Here is a 20259-nt window from a genome sequence, read left to right as displayed (position 1 = left end):
AATCTAAATCGCGTTCGTGATTTTTGGTTTTGTCTTTTATGTCTTAAAATGAGGGCATCATTTGTAGTATTTTATAAAAAAAGCCGTCGGAGTGATCCGACGGCTTCCAACTATGTATATATAAAAACTAAGAGGCGGCTTGTGCCAGGCGACGGTCACGCCAGTAATACTTCGTCCGTTTTACCAGGAAGAACATTACAGGCACCATCACGAGGGTCAGAATGGTCGCATAGGTCAGTCCGAAGATGATCGTCCACGCAAGTGGGCCCCAGAAAATCACGTTGTCACCACCGATGAAGATGTGCGGATTCAGATCGGTGACGAGCGTAAAGAAGTTGAAGTTCAACCCAATCGCCAACGGAATGAGTCCGAGCACCGCCGTTGTCGCGGTCAGCAACACCGGCCGCAGACGCGACTTCCCTGATTCGATGATGACCTCCTTGATTTCGTCAAGCGTCAGGTCGTCATGCGATTCACCCTTCTTATCCCGCACCTTCTGGTCCATAAGCAAGACGAAGAAGTCCATCAACACGATACCGTTCTTCACCACGATACCCGCCAGCGAGATAATACCCATCATCGTCATCAGTACGACGAAGTCCATCCCCGCAATCACATAACCGTAGAACACACCCGAGAAGCTCAGCACCACCGTAAAGAGGATAACCACGGTCTTCGACACCGAGTTGAACTGCAACACGATGATGAGCGTGATGCCCGCCATGGCGAGGAACAACGCATACATCAGGAACGACTGGTTCTTACCCTGCTCTTCCTGCACGCCCGAGAACGAATAGGTTACGTCTTTCGGAAGCTGGTATCCCTGCAGGTATTCCGCGATCTTCTTCGTGATCTCATCCCCGTTGTATCCGGTCAATACGTTCGAATACACTGTCATGATACGGTTTTGGTTCTTGCGCTTGATCTGGTTGTAGGTCAGGGTCTTTTCGTTGGCTGATACGGCCGATACCGGCACCTGCATCACCTGGCCCGTGTTCATGTTTTTGAAAGTCATCGACTGGTTAAACAGCACGCTTTCATTCCTGCGTTGGTCTTCCGACAGACGCATCACGATGTTGTAGTCGTCGTCGCCTTCTTTATAGGTCGAAATCTCCTGTCCGTACAGCGAACGACGCAACGTAAAGCCGAGTTGGCCGGTGGTAACGCCGATACTTCCGGCATTGACGCGGTCGACTACTACCTGTAGTTCCGGACTTTCCTTGTTCACATCCACTTGCAGTTTCTCGATACCCGGGATGTGCTTGTCTTCGATGAATTGGATCATCTTGTCCGCTTCTGCGAGCATGCGGTCGTAGTCAGCACCCGTTAACTGGATGGAGATCGGATAACCGGCCGGTGGACCGTTAGAATCTTTCTCTACCGTCACCGTCGCACCCGGAATGCCTTTTACCTTGCCGCGGATTTCTTCCAATACATCGGCCGTATTGATACCACGACGGAACTTGAATTCGCGGAAGTTCACCGTCACTTTTCCCTTGAAAGGCGTTTCAGAAGCCGAGCCGGCGTCGACATTCGGATTACCGGCGCCCACCCCTACCTGCGATACGATCGATTCGACGAGGAAGTTGCGTTTTTCGTTTTTATCGTAGTATTTGCTTACGATGTCAATAATCTGCTTCTCCACAAAAAGCGTCGCCTTATTGGTTTTCGAGATGTCGGTTCCCTGCGGATATTCGATGTAGGCGATGACCTGGTTCGGGATGTTATCCGGGAAGAAGAGGGTCTTCCGCGGGAAAATACCCAACAGGATGAACGACAGGAACAACATCCCGATAATGCCTCCCAAGGCATACCATGCGCGACGGCCGGTCAGGATGCGGGCCAGGAAGAGCTTGTAGCGGTCTTCCATCCGCGGGAAAAATCCGTGTTGGAAATCCTGTGTCCATTTATACAATCGGATTTTATACAACCACATCAAGCCCAGTGCAATGATCGACAAGTGACCGATCGCTTTCGCGCCTTTCGAATCGTTCATGTTTCCGACCGCTACGAATACGACCGCCAGGATGATGAAGATAATCGAGTAGCGTTTGATGCTTTTGTTGGAGATGTTTTTGTCTTCCACTTCCATTGAACCGCCCGTCATCGCGGCATTCACCACCATCGCCACAAACAGCGAGGCCGTCAGCGTCACGGTGAGCGTGATCGGGAAGTACTTCATGAATTTACCCATCGTACCCGGCCACAGCGCAAACGGCAGGAACGCCATCAACGTGGTAGCGGTAGACGAGATAACCGGCCAGGCGATTTCGCCGATACCGATCTTCGATGCCTGTATCCGCGGGAGGCCCTTTTTCATATTGGCAAAGACGTTGTCGACGACCACGATACCGTCGTCTACGAGCATCCCGAGTCCCATTACAAGACCAAAGAGTACCATCGTGTTGAGCGTAAGCCCGAACATCGACAGGAAGCTGAAGGCCATGAGCATCGACAATGGGATGGCGGCTCCTACGAAGAGGGAATTCCGGAGTCCCATCGTAAACATCAGTACGATCATTACGAGGATGATACCGAAGATGATGTGGTTCGACAGTTCGTCTACCTGGTGCTCTACGCGCGACGATTGGTCGTTGGTCAGCGTCAGTTTCAGGTTGTCAGGAAGGTAGGACTCCTTCGCCTTTTCAATACGCTCCTTCACCTGTTCGATGGCCGAAATCATGTTCATGTTCGACCGTTTTTTCACGTTGAGCATGACCACTTCATTGCCGCTTTCACGGGCATAGGTCGTCTTCTCTTTCTCTTTGAAGGATATGGTGGCGATGTCTTTCAGTTCAACATTTCCGCCCTGCGATTTCACGATGATATGCTCGAGATCGGATGGCTGTTGGATTTCTCCTACGATCCGGATGTTGTTGCGGGAACCCTGCGAGATAAGGTTACCGCCCGAAAGCGTCACGTTTTCCCCTTTTACCGCCTGCTGGATGTCGTCAAAGGATACCTGGGCGGCAGTCATCTTGAAGATGTCGATTGCGATCTCCACTTCTTTGTCATCGACGCCGAGGATGTCTACTTTTTTGACTTCCGGAATTTCCTCGATGTCATCCTGCAGTTTCTCGCCGTATTGCTTCAACTGTTGGGTGGTATAATTCCCCTCGAGGTTGATGTTCAGGATCGGCACTTCTTCTGAAATGTTCAATTCAAACACGCTCGGCTCGACCTTACTTCCGTTGTCAAGGTTGGGCCAGTCGGTATCGGCTTTCACCTCATCGACCTTGTCTTTGATCTTGGTCTTGGCCTCTTCAATGCCGACGGCATCTGCGAACTCGACGATGATCATGCCGTAATCCTGGAAGGAAGAGGAGGTCATTTTGTCGACGCCGCTGATGTTCTTGAACTCTTTCTCAAGCGGTTTAATAACCAGTTTCTCTACGTCTTCGGCGGAGTTACCCGGAAAGACCGTCGAGACATAAATCTTGTTTTCGATGACTTCCGGGAAGTCTTCGCGGGGCATCGTCACATAGGCAATCAGGCCGGTGATGACGATCAGAGCGGTTACGATATAGACCGTCACGCGGTTTTCTATCGCCCAACTCGATATACTGAATTCTTTATTTTCGTGGCTCATGTGGTAGGTATTAGAAATTGAGCTTCATGCCTTCTGAGATCGAATTGGCACCTTCGGTTACCACGCGGTCGCCTTCTTTCAATCCAGAGAGTATTTCGGTGGAGTTGCCCGAGCTGCTTCCCACTTTCACAGGGGTTTTCTTCGCTACGCCGCTTTTGGCATCGCCGCCTTCCACTACGAATACGAATTTTGTTCCTTTGCCATCTTCCTGGATGACACTCGTAGGCACCACTGTGGCCGATTTTGAGGTGTAATCAACGATTTTTAGCTTGGCCGACTGGTTCGGACGCAACAGGTTGTCGCTATTCGGAACGGCTACCTCAATACCGAAGCTGCGGTTCGCCGGGTTGATGTTGTTGGCCACCTGGCGCACTTTACCCTGGTAGGTTTTGTTGAGTGCTGCAAGGCTTACTTCAACCGGTGTACCTACTTTCAGCTTCCCGACGTAGGTTTCAGGCACGGTAGTCGATACATACATATCCGACAGGTTCACGATGCGCATGAGTCCCTGGCCCGGTGCCACGACCTGTCCGCGCTCGCCCATTACCTCATCGATGGTGCCGGTGAACGGCGCCCGTACGACGGTTTTCGCCAATTGCGCTTTCACCTGGGAAACTGCTTTTTGTTGGGCCTCCATGTTGGTTTTGGCTTGCAGGTATTGGATCTCTGAACCGATTTTCTGGTCCCACAGACGCTTTTGACGCTCAAAGGTGGTTTTGGCAAGGGCTGCCTGTGTTTCCAACTGGGCGACCTGTTGTCCTAATCCGCCGTCGTCGATGCGGGCCAGCACCTGTCCTTTCGTGACACGTTGTCCGGCCTTCACGTTAACCGCCTCCAACGTACCGGCAAACTCCGGATAGATGATGATATTCTGCTTTGTATCCACGCTTCCCTGCACTTCTACAAAGTGGTTGAAGACGGTGTCTTTGACGGTGTAGAAGGAAACCAATGCCTGCTCAACCTTGGTGCCCTGCAATTTGGCAAGGGCCGAGTCGACTTTGGCCAGTTCGGCTTCCAGTTCGGTTTTACGTGCCGCTATGGCAGCCGTATCTTTCTTCTCGACCATACTGTCGAGGCTCTTCGCATCTTTGGCGCATGAAACGGCGAACAGCGCCACAACAGCATATAGTGATAGTTTTTTCATGTTTGTTTATTTAGACTGATTGATAATTTTCTCGAATGCGGCTTTTTTGTTGATGATGTCGACCATCGACTGGAGGTATTGCTGTTGGGCGGAATACAACTGGCGCTGGGCGTCGCTCAGGTCAAAACTCGACGAAAGACCTTCGGTGAACTTGGTTTGTTGCTTGCGCTCGATACGTTCGGCCAGGGCCAGGTTTTCTTTGGCGGTTTGGTATTGGGAGATACTGAAGTCGTATTCGCTTTTCGCGCGTTCGAACTCGAGGCGCAATGCCTGTTCTGCCTGGGTAAGCTGCGTTTTGGACTGTTCAAGCGCGATGCGGGCCTGGTCGGTACGCGCTTTACGTCCGAAGCTGCTGAAGATCGGCACGTTGAGGGTGACGCCCACGTTCGAATAATCGAACCATTTTTTATCGCCCTGGAAAAAGTCGAATTGGTTGCCGAATGCGTTGGTGCCCAGGTTCACATTCGCCGACAGCGACGGAAGGGCCTTGCTGCGTTCGAGCTTGTACTCTAACAACCGTTGGTCGCGGAAGTTCTTAGCGATTTGGTAGTCGATGTTATTTTCGACGTTGAACGCCGGTTGCGTGAGCGCCAGGTCCATATTAGACGTCGTCAGCGTGTCGAGTTGGTCGGTCAGCACAATCTGCTCAGACAGGTCGATACCCATCGAGAGTTTCAGCATCTCGTAGGCGATATCGCGCAGGCGACGGGCATTGTCGAGACTGCTTTGGACGGACGCAAGTGTGATCTGCAATTGTTCTACCGTTTCTTCCTCAACCAATCCATTGCGGAACGTCTCGCGGGTATCCCCGAAGGTTTTTTGCAAGGAGGACTGGTTGCTTTCGAGGATGCGGATGTTTTCCTCTACCATCAAAACCGTTCCGTAGGCGTTGATGATCTGCTCCCGAATCTCCAGGTTGCTTTTCTGTTTGGCGTTTTGGTAGTAGGCCAGATAGGTCTTCGCCGCCTGCAAGGCCACGATATACGAACCGTCAAAAATCAACTGGCTGAGGGTAGCGCTGGCGGCCATGGTGTGGCGTGTGCCGAATGCCACCTCAACGAAACTACCGGGAGCCCCGCCGAAGATCTCGCCCGGAATAACCGATTTCTGTAGTTTGAAGTTGTTGACGTAGTTCACATTTCCGTTGATTTGCGGAAGTCCGGCTGCCGTGGTCTCCCACTTGCGGGCTTTCGCCTTATCGATATCACGAGACGCGTTTACGGCGTCGTAGTTGTGCTCCAGTCCATAAGAAATCGCGTCCCGGAGCGAAAAGGCCTGTGGCTTTCCGTCCTGCGAAAACACAGACAGCAGCGGGATGAAGAAAAAGAGTAGGGTGAGTTGTTTCATATAACAGAGCGATTAGATTTGTGTTTCGTTTGATGGGTTGCCTTCCGGATGTACGGCTAGCTGGCGTTCTAGTTCGGCCACCCCTTTATCCGTGGCGATGGCGCGGGTGTGATAGATCAGGGCTGCAAGCTCTTTGTCATACGCATCACGCTCGTAGACATTCGTTTCATTTATGTGGAAGACGATGGTGTAATAGAACTCCACGGCACTTTCAACATCCGTATCCGGACGGTAATAGCCCTCTGCGATACCTTTCTTGATGTTCTCCCGCATAAAACTGTGGCAGACGTCGCGTTCGCGGTGCACCACTTCATGGTAGATTTCCGGATAGTGCTTCTTGAGTTGGTACAGCGGTGATTTTTCTACCGCCTGGAAAATCGCCTTGAACGTCTTGCGTACCTCGAAGTTCTCCTCAACAGGGTTGAAACCACTCTTCATCGTTTGGTCTATGGCATCATATACCGTCCGGTGAACGAGGTTGGCCGCTTCTACGATCAGTTGTTCCTTATTGGTGAAGAACTTGTAAATGGTTTTCTTTGAGATGCACATGTCGCTGGCGATATCGTCCATCGTGATGCTCTTGAAGCCCAGCTTCAGGAACATGTCGGTCGCCCTGCTTACGATCTTATCTTTCATAAACCTTTGTAATTCGGGTACAAAAGTAGAATGGAAACTTTGAATACAAAAAAAGTTTCCATGGTTTTCACGTTTTTTTAACAGAGCGGTAACATAGAAAACGAAATCCGCCTGGCGGTCCGTATTTCGTTCGGATGCCAGGCGGAATCAAATCAAACCAACTCAATCTTACAGGAGTGATGCCAGATCGGGGTGATCGGGTATCTTCCCGATATGCTGCAATTTCATGGCGGCCAGTCGTTGGGCGGCGCCGATGCAGTCATCTAGTGACCGCTCTTTGAGTCGTGCAAAAAGGAAGCCCGTCCAGAACGCATCACCGGCACCAGTGGCATCAATAACCGCCTCTACGGTTTCGGCAGGTCGGCGCAACAGGCCTTGCTCTTTATCCGACACGACGACACCGTCTTTGCCTTTCGTCAGGCAGATCGTCGACGCGCCATGGGCATGGAAATAGGCAAAAAGGGCGTCATCCTCCAACGCCACACCAAAGAACCGCAGGGCATCGTCATCGCTTATTTTCAACAACGGCTTCGACTCCATATAGCGGGCTACCACGCGGTGTGCTTCTTCCCTATCCGGCCAAATGCGCGCGGCATAATTCAGGTCGAGGCTGGTTTGCACACCCCATCGCGATGCCTTGTGGGCCGCATCGAGTAGTGTTTGTTGGGCCGGTTGGGCGCTGAGGGCAAAGCAGGTAGTGTGGAAAATCGAGGCATTCCGCAATAGTTCGTCCGGCAGTTGCTCGGGCAGAATATGGCGATCCGCCTCGCGGTAGGGAATGAAATCAGGCGTCGCTATCGAACGCGACACAAAAATCACGGAGGTGGGTTGGTCGGTCGTGCGGCGTAGGTAGGTGGTGTCAAGCGAAGTCGTTTCCAGTTTCCGTCCGGCAAAAACGCCAAACGCGTCCTGACCGATCGTAGCCACCAACGCCACGTTAAGCCCAAGTCGTGACGCGTTGACTGCCACGTTCGTCGGCGATCCGCCCAGAAACCGTTGAAACTCCCGGGTATGCGGCAACGACGCGATCTCAGCGCCGATGCAGTCGATTAATATCTCGCCTGCAGAAATGATGTCAATGTGGGGCTTCACGAAAAATCGAATTTAAATTCTTGGTATAAATACTGGTGCAACAGCAACTGTCCGGCGGCCGACCAACTGCAATGGGGCACGCCGATGGGTGCGCCGGTCTGGCTGTGGAAGTTCTCATAGAACCCACCGTCGCTTTGGGCGTTCGCCGATGCGATGGCGTTATATAGTGTTTCGGCAGCCTCCCGTTCGCCGGATGCCACCAGGGCCATGCCATAAAAACCGTTGACCATCGGCCAGCTTCCGCCGTTGTGGAATTCATACGGGAAATTGCGGAACTCGTACTTACAATTGTTTTCCAGCAGGTTCCATTCGGCGTCGCCCGGCTGCACCGGGGGCCAGAAAGCGGGAAGCATCCCAAGGGGCAGGGCAGCCGCCAGCTTTTTGCAATGCTCAAGTAAAGAAGGACGTGCCTCCGTTGGCCATACATCCAACAATAAAAAAAGCGCGTGGGCAAAGGCATCGAACTGGGGTTTATAACCAGCCGGCGTAAAACAGCAGGGGGCAAAGGGTGTGAAAGAAGCGGCGGCATAGGCTTTTTCATGGTAGTAGGCGCCTGCACCGTAGGCAGTGAAATTCCGGACGACCGTTTCCGCAATCGCATCTGCTTTTTGCCGTGCCTCGGGAGCGCGGTAGCATTTCGAAAACGACCGCAACGCCCAGATTCGGAGTAATTGGTCGTATAAGGTATACCCTTCCGTTATGTATTCGTCTGCCCAGTTACCTGACAGGGGCACATACATCAAATGGCGGTTGTTGAACTCCCACGCCTGCATCAGGGTAAGACACCGCCTGATAGGCGTCTCCATTTCCTTCGCGAATGCTTCGTCGCCTGCGGCGTGAGCATATGCACAGACCCCGATTACGAACCAGGACGCATTGTCGACACGGCCTGCCAATCCGCCGTAACTAATGTCGGTTTTTCCTTGGCCCACCGCTACATTCGACGGAATCGTACCACTTTCGTGTTGGGCCTTCGCCAGCGTTTGGAGTGTGGCCCGGAAGCCCTCCATCAACTGCGTATCACCCGACGCCAACGCAGCGAGCCCGCAGATGACGCCGTCACGCGCCCAAACCCGATGGTAATTATCGGTTTCGGCGGCACTGGCCAGGAACCCATGCGGCGACCGCACGCGCTGAAGCAGCGAAATCGCGTCTGTATACTGTGCTATAACCATCAGCCTGCCGTATTTGGGGTTTTAATACGTAAACTGAAAAGTCCACCCAGGATCAGGAAAACTCCAGCCATGCGAATCACCGCAACGGGATCCTGTCCAAGCCAGTCATATACAAAATACTGCATCGTAATGATCTGGATGATCATCGGTATGACAATAAACATATTGAAGATTCCCATGTAAACGCCGCGTTTCTCTTTCGGAATCGACGCTGCCAGCAACTGATACGGCATGGCCATCATCGAGGCCCAGGCAATGCCCAGACCGATGGGGTACACGTAGACCTGACTGATGGAAAGTGGCGTGCCAAACGGATTGGGCAACTCGATAAGCTGGGTGCCGTGGTCGAGCATCGGCAGCAGCAGTAAACCGGCGCCGCCCAGTGCCAGTGCCAGAAAATGCACGCGTTTGGCGCCCATCTTCAAGGCGAGTGGTACTAAGGCAAACGCACACAGGAAGCAGATGACATTGTAGGTTCCGTTGAGGTTTCCGGTGAGTAGCTGCGCCTGTGAAAAGCCTTCCGAATGCTGGTCGGTTGTGTGGAAAATCGACGATGACAACGCCGAGGTGATGTATTCCCAATAACAAAACATCGCATACCAGGTAAAAAACTTCACGGGTATGAGTTGCTTCATCGTCAAGGGCATCTCTTTCATGGCGGTACCGATTTCGCCGAACGTGCGGGCAAAAAGGTTTTTCTTCCGCGCTTCTTCCAACAATCGTCGTTCGTCTTCGTCAGGTGGAAATTCGCGGGTCGTGGATACGGAAAGTAAAACAGAAAGCAACGCAGCTGCGGCACCTATGAAGAAGGCCCAGTAGGTGTATACCGGAATACCGTTCGACAGTTTGCCATTCAACGTCAACACGCCGAACCCCACCAGGAGTGCCGGGGTAAAATTCGCCAGGGTGATGCCTAAACCGGTAAAGAAACTCTGCATCAGGAAACCGATCGAATGCTGCTTCTCTTCGAGGCGATCGGCCACAAAAGCGCGATAGGGTTCCATGGCAATGTTATTCGCCGCATCAAGGATCCAGAGCAGTCCGGCGGCCATCCACAGCGCAGATGAAAACGGCATCAGCACCAGCGCGATACTCGACACCAGCGCCCCGATGAGGAAATAGGGTTTCCGTCGTCCGAACCGTTCTGACCAGGTCGCATCGCTCATGGCACCGATGATGGGTTGCAACACCAATCCGGTGACCGGGCCTGCGAGCCAAAGCATCGGCAACGAGGCCTCGTCGGCGCCGAGGTATTTGTAGATGGCGCTCATGTTGCTTTGTTGCAGCCCGAAACTGAACTGGATTCCGAAAAATCCGAAATTCATATTCCATATCTGCCAGAAGCTGAGGTGTTTGGATGCTTTCATGTGACGTAGGTAAAAAGTCCCCTGGCTTAGCAGCGAGGGGACCCCAATTTAACAAATATGAAAAAACTCAAAACCGGTACGACAACGTCATGCTGAGCGACCTTCCCGGGAACGGTCTCGCCCTCACATAATTGGTAGCGTTGTCGGTGATGCTGCCTTCCTCCGCTTCGGTGATGGCCAGCGTGTCAAACAGGTTGTTGCCCGAAACGTTGAGCGACAAACCTTTGGTGATACCGAACTCTACAAACCCGTTTACCATCAGGAAACCGTTCATCACCAACTCATTGTTGTCTTGCGCATAGGCTTTGGTCTGTCCGATAAAGGTAAGTCCGATCAGGTTGCTTTTATTCTTAGAGAACTGGTAGCTCGGTGTGAAGTTATACATCACCTTTGGCTGACGACGTGGCTCGTTTCCGTCGTTCGCGCCTGAGGTGATCTCGGCCTTGGTGTAGGTCAGTCCACCGCGCAGGTTCAGTTCCGCTGTTGGGTTGTATCCGCCTTCGAGTTCAAGACCCATCGACTTGTAATCGTTCTCGATGATGCTGTTCGTCGTCGCTTCGTAACCACCTTCTTCCGATGTAGTAGCGGTGAAGAATGTAGCGAATACGTAGCCTTTCGAGAATTTCTGCTTATAACCGATCTCCGCCTGTGTCAACATGTCTTTCGCGTTGATTTTGTCACCGTCGAGGTAGTTGAGTCCGGAGAACAGGATACGATCCGCTTTGGCCGAACCACCACGACTGAAACGTGCGAATACCGAGCGTTGTTCGCCCAACATATAGGTACCACCTAACGTAAATGAGGTGTACTTATAGTCGTAGTTCACGGCTGTTGCGTTGGCATTGTCGATAGCGAACACATTCTGCTCTGGCGCTGAAATAGCACCGTCGTTGTTGACGTCAAACGTCCGGCTGACGCCGCCTGCGAAAGAACCGGTAACGCGACCGAGGTCGTAGCGGATACCGCCTTCGAATGACAACGCATCGGTTACATCCCATGAAAGGTTGAGGTAGGGGGCGCTTACGTTGTATTGGGTGTCATAGTTACGCGCCAGGTTGCCCCAGAACGGCGTACCATAGGCATACAATCCGTTTTCAGACAATGAGTTGCCGGAAGCATCAGTCACATCCAGGAGTCGGGCATCTGAACCCGATACTTCCTGCAGGTAAGAGTTCCACAACCACGACATCGAAATATTCTGGATGGATTTGAAATAACCCGCTGTAATGCCAACACCTGCCGACTCGATCTTCTTGGTGATGCGGAGATCGTTCATGAAGTTGCTCATGTTGTTCAGGTCGACGTCGAACATGTGGATACGGGCTACGAGTCCGTTCGGGTTGTTGAACGCCGTGCCTGTGTTGGCATAGGTCAGCGTCGAACCGGCACCGAAAGAATTGGCGATATCGGCAGCGGTACCTACCTGAGCAGGGAACGGTGCTACGAAGGCTCCGGAATTAGACGAAAAACGACCATTCTCAGAGATTTTCCATCCGTCTTCCAGTTCAAAATTGGCGCTGATACCGATTGATTTGCTGACCGGATGCATACCGTCGCGAACATCTCCACGGCGAAGTGCCCCGTTCGAACCGAGTCCGAGCGTTTGCGTCAAAAAGGGTGTCTGCAACGCACCGGTAGTGGCGTCATAACCGTCTACGTCGCTCCACGTCGGGCTTGAATTAGTGCCTGTTACCTTGATTGGCATCGGCATGTAGGCAGCCGCGCGGTCGTTGAGGAATTTGGTGTAAACCGTGATCGAACCTTTGTCGAATTCTTTTGTAATGTTGAATTTGAATTGCCCACCGTCATTGGCATTGAAGCCGGCTTCACGCACGCCCTCGCCGCTGCGGTAGAAACCGCCGGTGTGGAAATAGAAATTGTTGCCCAATGATCCGCCATAATCGAAATCGGTGCGGAAGTTGCGGTAATCCAAACCGAAAGAAGAACTCAGTGTTCCGCCTTCTGTCTTACCAGTCTTGCTGATAAAGTTGATGATACCGCCCGGAGAGTTGGAAGCCAACGTTGACGCAGAACCGCCACGGATGGCTTCGATGCGCGCTACGTTTCCGTCGAAACGGGTAAAGATATCGGCCGTTGAAAAGGCGATGTCACCATATAATAATACGGGTAGGCCGTCTTCCTGGATCTGCAGGTATTTGGAACCACCTGACGAAATCGGCACACCGCGTACGGCGATGTTGGAGTTACCTTCCCCACCCGATGATTCTGAGCGGATACCCGGAATGGTACGGAAGATCTCGGCAGTGGAGCGCGGCGCGGCCTGTTGGACCTGTTGCACATCTAGTGACGTAATTGACACGCTTGAGCGTACTTTCGAACGTGGATTGACCACACCTGTAATCACGACATCGTCAAGCGACGTTGCCTCATCCTGAAGGGTAAAATCTTCGGTGCGATCGGATGTGAGGTCAAACGAACGCTCCTGGGTTTTCGATCCGACATACGATACGCTGACCGTCGTCGCACCTGGTTTCAGTCCTGACAGCTTGTAACGTCCGTCTGCATCTGAAACCGTACTGGCGCCCTGTGCCTTTACATTGGCACCCGCCAGCGGCATCCCCTGGCCATCATTCACCGTTCCGCTGACCGACAGGCCCTGTGCGACGGCTACCTGAACCAGGAGTAAGGCCATCCATAGGCCCACTCTTTTGAGTAATTGGGTAGAGTTTTTCATTTTCGGTTTTGATTAATTAATTTGCATGCCGAAGTTAAAAGCCTGTTAATTAAAATATCGGCTTACAAAACCGAAATCGTTTTCGAAATTACCGAAATCGTTTTCGATTTTTCTGAAGTACTTCGTCCGGCCCATGAAAGAAACCACATTAAAGGAAATCGCCGAGCAGCTTGGCATCTCGGTCACTACGGTGTCGAAAGCACTGAAAGGGTATCCGGACGTCAGCCCCAAAACGCGGAAAGCGGTGATGGAGCTTGCCGAAAAATGGCACTACCAACCCAATAGTTTTGCAGTAAACCTTCGCACGCGTGAGTCCCGCACGATTGGACTCATCATCCCCGAGGTAGCGCACCACTTCTTCTCGAATGTGATCGATGGCATCATCGGGCAGGCCGAACAACACGGCTACCTGGTCATCATCCTACAGTCGAACGAGTCGCTCGAACTTGAAAAGAAACAGGTGGCCCTTCTGATACAAAAACGGGTCGACGGCATCCTGATGTCGCTGTCGAACGAATCGAACGACGATGACCACCTTCGGGAGATTGTGGCGCGGGGCATTCCTTTCGTCCAGTTTGATAAAATTTCAAAACTGATTCCGTCTTCGAAAGTCATCATTGACGACCGGGCCGCTGCTGCCTCTGCCGTGCAACATCTCATCGACAAAGGCTGCCGTCGGATTGCCCACATCCGCGGACCGGTGAACCCCCAGAACGCCATTGATCGGTTTATGGGATATAAAAAGGCGTTGCAGGACAATGGTATTGCCTTCGACCCCTCGTTGGTGTATACCTGCGAACGCGTGACATTTGAAGAGGGACGTGCGTTCGCCGCCCGGATCGTTGACGAGCATCCGGATGTAGACGGTTTGTTCGCCATTACCGACCTGGTGGCCGTTGGGGCCCTTGACCTCTTCAACGAACGGAAGGTCGCCGTACCCGAACGCATCGCCGTTATCGGGTTCAGCAACTGGTTTATGTCGCAGGTCATCAATCCGCCGCTCAGCAGCATCGAACAACCCGGTCGTGAGATCGGCGAAGCGGCCTTCGGTTTGCTGTTGGAAGAAATGACGGCCGCACGCGAGCAGACACGTCCGCAACCCCGCACGGTGTCGTTCCCAACGCGGGTGGTAGAGCGGAAGTCGACCCAACGCCCTTGACGTTTCCTTGACCTAATTACAACTCGTTCATTTCCACTTTTCCCGCTATCTTTGCGCAAATTTTTCCCATGCAACCACTTGCCGCCTACCAAGACCTCTTCCAGCAACATCTCGATCAACAAACGCTGCCGGATAACCCGCGTGGACTCTACGAGCCTATTGCGTATATCATGGGGTTGGGCGGAAAGCGGATCCGGCCGGTACTGACCCTCATGTCGGCGGAACTTTTTGGGGCGGATGTGTCACACGCACTTCCTGCCGCGACAGCCGTGGAGGTATTCCACAATTTTTCATTGGTGCACGATGACATCATGGACCATGCGCCGTTGCGACGCGGACACGAAACCGTACACGAAAAATGGAACCTCAACACCGGTATTCTGTCGGGTGACGCCATGCTCATCCTCGCCTACCGCCACTTCGAAGCCTACGAGCCCGCTGTGTTCCGCGAGCTTGCCAAGTTATTCAGCCAGACGGCCCTTGAGGTATGCGAAGGCCAGCAATGGGACGTGGATTTCGAAACGCGCGACGATGTCACCATTCCGGAATACCTGAAGATGATTGAGTATAAAACGGCGGTTTTGTTGGGTGCCGCGCTTAAGATGGGCGGTATCGTGGCCGGAACTTCGGAAAAAAACAAAGAAGCCATATACGATTTTGGACGCTACCTGGGCATTGCGTTCCAATTACAGGACGATTACCTCGATGCCTTTGGCGACGCGGCGACCTTTGGCAAACAGATCGGAGGCGACATCATTGAAAATAAAAAGACCTATCTCTATTTAAAGGCCCTCGAACAGGCAGCGCCGTCGGAACGGGAGGCGTTGTTGCAACTCTATTCAATCCACGCGCAGGACAACGCCGATAAAATCCGCTCGGTGAAAGACATCTTTCTTTCTTCGAAGGCGGCGGAGACGACCTCCCAGGCAATTCGCGATTATACCTACAAAGCCTTTTCGGTGCTTGACGAAATGGAGGTGCCGGAAGACCGGAAACCGATCCTGCGTGCATTCGGAGAAAAACTGATGGCCCGCAGCGTATGAATTACCTGGCGCCACGCGATACCGACTCGTTGCTTTCCGAGGCCGAGAAAGAAGCCCTTTATGGCAAGTTGCTGGAACAGCTTAATAAAGATTTTTCACTGGCAAATGAGCCCGTGGACTTTCCGAAAAGCACAACTCCCGGCGAACTGAAGGTACAGTTGCACGAACTCATCTACCGGATGTTGCACCACAAGTTTGCCGAGTACCTCAACCTGTTGTATATCATCGATGTGCCAGAAAAAGAAATCAAGGCGCTTGATGGATCTGATTTGATGCAATTGGCGGAAAACGTTGCCTTCCTCATCCTCAAACGGGAATGGCAGAAAGTGTGGTTCCGCAACCGCTGGTAGCAATCAAAAGTACACGCGGACAAAGGGCATGAAGGCATCGTTATAGGCAAATCGGTCTTTGTCGAACAATACATTGTATCGCACCCCTACCGTCACGTCACCGCTGTTGTATCCCAATCCAAAATAAAGCGCCGTGTTCCAGAAAGTCTCGTTTGGCCGTCCAGGATACCGATCCTCATCAAAAGTATTGCTGACGCGCATCTGCTCGAGCTCTACCGACACCTGTACCTCTTCGACCGGACTCACGATTCCGATGAGGCTCGCGCCATACATCCAAGACTTGTAGTCGTCGACCCGCACGTGGCTTAACTGGAGGCCTGTGCCCGCCGCAAGGTATTGATTGAAACTGTACAGTGCCGACGGCGCAACGAGGATATCGGCAAACCCGGACCCGACGCTTACACCCAGTGAACCGCCAAAGCGCACCCGGTCCCAGAAAGCAGGATCCTCCTGGGCCTGCAAGGTAACCGACATCGACAGAATGAGCCCAAAAGTGAGGGCTTTGATGGCTTTGTAAATAGGTCGTGACGTCATTGGAATTAACTAAACATTAGCGGTATAAATGTAGAAAAATTGCAGCGGTTTGGGCGATTTGTTGTACTTTTGCCCTGCTATTTTAACAAACAGAGTCTCAGACTACTATTATGGATAGGTTTTCCTTCTTGAACGCCGCACACACCGAGTTTTTCGCCGATTTATACGAACAATACCTCCAGAATCCAGACAGCGTCGAGCCGAGCTGGCGGGCTTTCTTCCAGGGATTCGATTTTGGCGCGTCTGCCTATGGTGGCGTGAGTCCGGTAGCGCAAATGGCGTCGGCTGCGTCAACGCAGGACTTCAGTGCCGTTTCGGATAAGCTGCAGAAAGAGTTCAACGTATTGAAACTCATCGATGGCTATCGCACCCGTGGCCACTTGTTCACGAAGACAAATCCGGTGCGCGAGCGTCGTGTGTTTACGCCTTCGCTTGACCTTGAAAATTATGGTCTTTCAAAAGCCGACCTGAACACCGTGTTCGACGCTGCCAAGGTCATGTATCTGGAACCGTCGACCCTTGAGGAAATCCTGAAACACCTTGACCGCATTTACTGCCAGTCAATCGGTGTGGAGTATATGTACATCCGGAAACCGGAGGTCATCCAGTGGATACAGCAGCGGATTGGTGTTAACGACAACCGTCCGAAGTTTTCGGTCGACGAAAAGAAACACATCCTTTCCAAACTCAACGAGGCGGTTTCCTTTGAAAACTTCCTCCATACCAAATACGTCGGGCAAAAGCGTTTCTCGCTCGAAGGGGGTGAATCGCTGATTCCGGGGGTTGACGCGATAATCGAAGCGGCGGCTGACAAAGGCGTCGAGCAATTCGTAATGGGTATGGCCCACCGTGGACGTCTCAATGTGCTCGCCAATATCTTCGGCAAACCCACACAGGACATCTTCTCGGAATTTGACGGCAAAGACTATGACGACGACGCCCTTTTCGACGGCGACGTGAAATACCACCTGGGGCTCACGGCCGATCGCCAAACCAAGAGCGGTAAGAGCATCCAGATCAACCTGGCGCCGAACCCTTCCCACCTCGAAACCGTGGGCGCTGTTATCGAAGGAATCACCCGGGCGAAACAGGATCGTTATTTCCCGAATGACGCGAAGAAAGTATTGCCGATTGCAGTGCACGGTGATGCAGCCGTAGCCGGACAGGGGATTGTGTATGAAATCGTGCAGATGGCGCAACTTGACGGGTATAAGACCGGCGGCACCATCCATATCGTCATCAACAACCAGGTAGGGTTTACGACCAACTACCTCGACGCCCGTTCCTCAACCTATTGTACGGATGTGGCGAAGGTGACGCTTTCGCCGGTGTTGCACGTCAATGCCGATGATACGGAAGCGGTCGTTCACGCCATGCTTTTCGCGCTGGAGTACCGCATGGAATTCGGAAGCGACGTCTTCATCGACCTGTTGGGCTATCGTAAGTACGGCCACAACGAAGGTGATGAACCGCGTTTTACCCAACCGAAGCTATACAAAGCCATCGCCAAACATAAGAACCCGCGTGACCTATATGCCGATCAACTGCTCGCAGCCGGCATCATCGACGGTAACTATGTAAAAGGCCTGGAAGAACAATACAAAGCGATGCTTGAGGAAAACCTTGAGGCCTCGCGCAAAAAAGACCTGACCATCATCACACCGTTCATGCGGAACGAATGGCAGGGCTTTCATCAGGCCGGACAGGAGGAGATGCTCGAGCATGTCGACACCTCTTTCCCGAAGGAAAAGCTGACCGAAATCGCCAAAGTCATTACGGAATTGCCATCTGACAAGAAGTTCATCAGCAAAATTTCAAAACTCATCGCCGACCGTCACACCATGTTCTTTGAAACGGACAAACTCGACTGGGCGATGGGTGAATTACTCGCCTACGGCACCTTGCTGTCGGAAGGATACGATGTGCGGATCTCCGGACAGGATGTCGAGCGCGGCACCTTCTCGCACCGCCACGCCGTGGTGAAAGTGGAAGATTCCGAAGAGGAAGTCGTGCTGTTGCAGACGATTCCGGAAGCAAAAGGCAATTTCCATATATACAATTCATTGCTGTCGGAATACGGCGTGGTGGCCTTTGACTATGGGTACGCATTGGCCAGTCCGAATACGCTGACGATTTGGGAAGCACAATTCGGGGACTTCTCGAACGGTGCCCAAATTATGATCGACCAGTATATTTCGGCTGCCGAAGATAAGTGGAACAACCAAAACGGACTCGTGATGCTATTGCCGCACGGGTATGAAGGACAAGGCGCCGAACACTCGTCGGCACGGATGGAGCGTTACCTCCAGATGTGTGCCAACGAGAACATGTATGTGGCCGACTGTACCACACCGGCCAACTTCTACCACCTGTTGCGCCGCCAGATGAAGACGAAATTCCGTAAACCGCTGATTGTCTTCACACCGAAGAGTTTGCTGCGTCATCCGTTAGTGGTGTCGTCTGTAGACGACCTGGCAAACGGCCGTTTCCGTGAAACCATCGACGATACGACCGTCAACAAGGCCGACGTCAAAACATTGGTATTCTGTACCGGTAAATTCTATTACGACCTATTGGCCGAGCGCGAGGCAAAAGAACGCAATGACGTGGCCCTGGTGCGGATCGAGCAATTGTTCCCGCTGCCGGTCGACCAACTGAAAGAAATCATCGCTTCTTATCCGAATGCCGACGACTACGTATGGGCACAGGAAGAGCCGCGCAACATGGGTGCCTACAGCTACATGCTGATGAATTTCAACCTTGTTAAATTCCGCGTCGCCTCACTGAAAGCCTACAGCGCACCGGCAGCAGGAAGTTACGCCCGTTCTAAAAAACGCCACGCGGCCGCGATTGCAATGGTGTTCGACAAAAACCTGTTCAACTAAGTTACAAACAACATAAAGCCATACCCGAATGATCCTAGAAATGAAAGTACCATCACCGGGCGAATCGATCACCGAAGTGGAGATCGCAACCTGGTTGGTAAAAGACGGAGATTACGTTGAAAAAGACCAGGCCATCGCCGAGGTCGATTCAGATAAGGCCACCCTCGAACTTCCGGCAGAAGCCAGCGGTATCATCACGCTGAAGGCCGAAGAAGGCGACGCCGTAAAAGTCGGACAGGTGGTCTGCCTGATCGACACCGATGCGGCAAAACCGGCCGGTGGTGCCGCGCCTGCTGCAGAAGCACCAAAAGCGGAAGCAGCCCCTGCACCGACGAGCTATGCGACAGGCACAGCGTCTCCGGCTGCGAAGAAAATCCTCGACGAGAAAAATATCAATCCTTCGGAAGTGGTCGGCACCGGCAAAGACGGACGCGTCACGAAAGAAGATGCGGTGAATGCAACCGCTTCCATGGGAACGCCGACCGGTGGTAACCGCGGTTCACAGCGCACCAAGCTGTCGATGCTCCGCCGCAAGGTAGCCGAGCGTCTGGTAGCCGCTAAAAACGAAACCGCGATGCTGACGACGTTCAACGAAGTCAACATGACGCCGATCAACCTCATCCGCAATGAATATAAGGATGCGTTCAAGGCGAAACACGGCGGGCTCAGCCTCGGCTATATGTCGTTCTTCACCAAAGCGGTGACCCGTGCGCTGCAACTGTATCCGGATGTAAACTCGATGATCGACGGCGACCAGAAGGTGTCGTTTGATTTCTGTGATATCTCCGTTGCGGTTTCAGGTCCGAAAGGACTCATGGTACCGGTGGTTCGCAATGCTGAAAACCTGACGTTCCGCGGCATCGAAGCCGAGATCAAACGTTTGGCGATCCGTGCACGTGAAGGCCAGATCACCGTCGACGATATGACGGGCGGTACGTTCACCATTTCGAATGGGGGCGTTTTTGGTTCGATGTTGTCGACACCGATCATCAATCCGCCGCAATCGGGTATCCTCGGTATGCACAATATCATCGAGCGTCCGATTGCCGTAAACGGAAAAGTCGAAATCCATCCGATGATGTACGTGGCCCTTTCCTATGACCACCGCATCATCGACGGCCGCGAGTCGGTTGGTTTCCTTGTGGCGGTAAAAGAAGGCCTCGAGAACCCGGGCGAGTTGTTGATGAACAACGATCCGAAACGCGCGTTGGAACTCTAATATTCGTTTCTCAGATAAAAAAAT

At 52.6% G+C, this 20259-nt stretch carries 14 protein-coding genes; 5 read left to right on the top strand and 9 right to left on the bottom strand.

Translation table 11 applies throughout. The features are described from left to right. Positions 1-127 precede the first annotated feature (127 nt). From MKO97_RS04305 to MKO97_RS04270, 8 genes are all read right to left on the bottom strand, one after another. The gene (locus MKO97_RS04305; RefSeq protein WP_241104839.1) at positions 128-3589 is read right to left on the bottom strand and encodes an efflux RND transporter permease subunit; all 3462 of its coding nucleotides are present in this window, start codon (positions 3587-3589) and stop codon (positions 128-130) included. A gap of 10 nt (positions 3590-3599) precedes the next feature. Then, positions 3600-4733 carry an efflux RND transporter periplasmic adaptor subunit gene (locus tag MKO97_RS04300; protein ID WP_241104838.1) on the bottom strand — a complete coding sequence of 378 codons (1134 nt, stop codon included), beginning with the start codon at positions 4731-4733 and terminating at the stop codon, positions 3600-3602. A gap of 6 nt (positions 4734-4739) precedes the next feature. Then, positions 4740-6080, bottom strand: a complete 1341-nt coding sequence (locus tag MKO97_RS04295) for a TolC family protein (RefSeq protein ID WP_241104837.1) — start codon at positions 6078-6080, stop codon at positions 4740-4742. 12 nt (positions 6081-6092) lie between these two features. Continuing rightward, positions 6093-6716 carry a TetR/AcrR family transcriptional regulator gene (locus MKO97_RS04290; RefSeq protein WP_241104836.1) on the bottom strand — a complete coding sequence of 208 codons (624 nt, stop codon included), beginning with the start codon at positions 6714-6716 and terminating at the stop codon, positions 6093-6095. Between the two features lie 168 nt (positions 6717-6884). Next, positions 6885-7808, bottom strand: coding sequence for a carbohydrate kinase family protein (locus tag MKO97_RS04285; protein ID WP_241104835.1), 924 nt, complete (start codon positions 7806-7808; stop codon positions 6885-6887). Beyond that, positions 7805-8983: an amylo-alpha-1,6-glucosidase gene (locus MKO97_RS04280; protein WP_241104834.1), complete on the bottom strand. Its 1179-nt coding sequence runs from the start codon at positions 8981-8983 to the stop codon at positions 7805-7807. Before MKO97_RS04280 ends, MKO97_RS04285 begins: the two co-directional genes overlap by 4 nt. Then, positions 8983-10350 carry an MFS transporter gene (locus MKO97_RS04275; protein WP_241104833.1) on the bottom strand — a complete coding sequence of 456 codons (1368 nt, stop codon included), beginning with the start codon at positions 10348-10350 and terminating at the stop codon, positions 8983-8985. The genes MKO97_RS04280 and MKO97_RS04275 overlap by 1 nt, the downstream gene beginning before the upstream one ends. Before the next feature lie 67 nt (positions 10351-10417). After that, the gene (locus MKO97_RS04270) at positions 10418-13003 is read right to left on the bottom strand and encodes a TonB-dependent receptor (RefSeq protein ID WP_241104832.1); all 2586 of its coding nucleotides are present in this window, start codon (positions 13001-13003) and stop codon (positions 10418-10420) included. A gap of 175 nt (positions 13004-13178) precedes the next feature. Here MKO97_RS04270 and MKO97_RS04265 point away from each other — a divergent pair, with 175 nt between their 5' ends. The 3 genes from MKO97_RS04265 to MKO97_RS04255 all read left to right on the top strand — a co-directional run bounded on the left by MKO97_RS04265 (position 13179) and on the right by MKO97_RS04255 (position 15597). Continuing rightward, positions 13179-14204: a LacI family DNA-binding transcriptional regulator gene (locus MKO97_RS04265; RefSeq protein ID WP_241104831.1), complete on the top strand. Its 1026-nt coding sequence runs from the start codon at positions 13179-13181 to the stop codon at positions 14202-14204. 68 nt (positions 14205-14272) lie between these two features. Further along, positions 14273-15247 (top strand): polyprenyl synthetase family protein, encoded by a 975-nt coding sequence (locus tag MKO97_RS04260; protein ID WP_241104830.1) that lies wholly within the window; start codon positions 14273-14275, stop codon positions 15245-15247. Next, positions 15244-15597 carry a hypothetical protein gene (locus tag MKO97_RS04255; RefSeq protein WP_241104829.1) on the top strand — a complete coding sequence of 118 codons (354 nt, stop codon included), beginning with the start codon at positions 15244-15246 and terminating at the stop codon, positions 15595-15597. The genes MKO97_RS04260 and MKO97_RS04255 overlap by 4 nt, the downstream gene beginning before the upstream one ends. Before the next feature lie 3 nt (positions 15598-15600). Here the strand turns inward: MKO97_RS04255 and MKO97_RS04250 are convergent, their stop codons facing one another. After that, positions 15601-16131, bottom strand: a complete 531-nt coding sequence (locus tag MKO97_RS04250) for a hypothetical protein (protein ID WP_241104828.1) — start codon at positions 16129-16131, stop codon at positions 15601-15603. 110 nt (positions 16132-16241) lie between these two features. Between MKO97_RS04250 and MKO97_RS04245 the strand changes: the two genes are divergently transcribed. Both MKO97_RS04245 and odhB read left to right on the top strand, forming a co-directional pair. After that, positions 16242-19016: a 2-oxoglutarate dehydrogenase E1 component gene (locus MKO97_RS04245; RefSeq protein ID WP_241104827.1), complete on the top strand. Its 2775-nt coding sequence runs from the start codon at positions 16242-16244 to the stop codon at positions 19014-19016. Positions 19017-19044: 28 nt separating this feature from the next. Then, positions 19045-20235 (top strand): 2-oxoglutarate dehydrogenase complex dihydrolipoyllysine-residue succinyltransferase, encoded by a 1191-nt coding sequence (gene odhB, locus MKO97_RS04240; RefSeq protein WP_241104826.1) that lies wholly within the window; start codon positions 19045-19047, stop codon positions 20233-20235. Positions 20236-20259 lie beyond the last annotated feature (24 nt).

Source organism: Flavobacterium sp. HJ-32-4 (assembly GCF_022532105.1).
GTDB lineage: Bacteria > Bacteroidota > Bacteroidia > Flavobacteriales > Flavobacteriaceae > Flavobacterium.
This window is presented reverse-complemented; position numbering and strand designations above follow the sequence as displayed.